This window comes from Candidatus Accumulibacter vicinus (assembly GCF_000584955.1).
In the GTDB taxonomy this organism is placed as follows: Bacteria; Pseudomonadota; Gammaproteobacteria; order Burkholderiales; family Rhodocyclaceae; genus Accumulibacter; species Accumulibacter vicinus.
On the sequence record NZ_JDSS02000028.1, the window covers coordinates 5853 to 6619 of the forward strand.

The 767-nt window shown below is 63.0% G+C and carries 2 protein-coding genes; both read right to left on the bottom strand.

The window, feature by feature from the left end; all coding sequences use genetic code 11:
• Window positions 1-481, bottom strand: a 481-nt coding sequence (locus tag CAPSK01_RS13570; protein ID WP_273703678.1) for a toll/interleukin-1 receptor domain-containing protein, incomplete at its 3' end; no start/stop codon positions are given.
• 105 nt (window positions 482-586) lie between these two features.
• A partial coding sequence (locus tag CAPSK01_RS13575) for a hypothetical protein (protein WP_273703679.1) occupies window positions 587-767 on the bottom strand: 181 nt, incomplete at its 5' end.

Here is a 767-nt window from a genome sequence, read left to right on the forward strand (position 1 = left end):
CGTTCGCCGCGCCCTCGTTCGCATTCGGTCCTCCCGACAGCAGGCGCCTGAGCCTGTCGGTGACGATCTCATAAGCCTCCGTACGGTTGCCATAGCTCGAGACGGGCTTCTTCGGATCGGGGACGGCCTGAAGCTCGGCGAGGCCGAGCGGGCCGAGGTTGACATTGGCATCGAGAATGACTGGCACGACAATTCTGCCGGCGGCAGCGAGATCACGCGATCTCGGCAACTCGATTTCCCGGCAGAACGTGGAGGCCACGAAACGTGGGCTGAGGAGCAGCAGGATCAGGTCGGCCTCTTCGAGTCTGGCAAGGATTTCGCTGCGCCATTTGCCGCCAACGTCGATGTCTCGATCCCACCACGGTTCTTCGATCAGCTTCTCGACTACCAGAGTCGCGAGGTTGTCGCGGAGGTCTTCGAGAAAGCCATCGTCCTTGTGCGAGTACGACAGGAAGACCTTGGCAGGCCGACCGAGCCTCATGGCACGCCGCCGTCTGCAATGGTGCCTGCGGCTTCTGGCGGGGCCAGACACTGCCCGACTTGCCGCAAGAAGGCGCCAGGCGGTAGCGGCGCGCCGCCCAACCCGCTACTCGCAGCCATTCACCCCTGCTTCCACGACACCCGAAGCCCCCCGTCCTGATTGCTCATTGCGCTGCAGCCTGTCGGCTACCGGCTTGCCCAAACCCGCAAGCGACCCGTCGAAACCACCCAGTCTGCCAATTTCAGACTTCCTGATCTCGCCGGAAACGTTGTTGGCACTTTTGTGG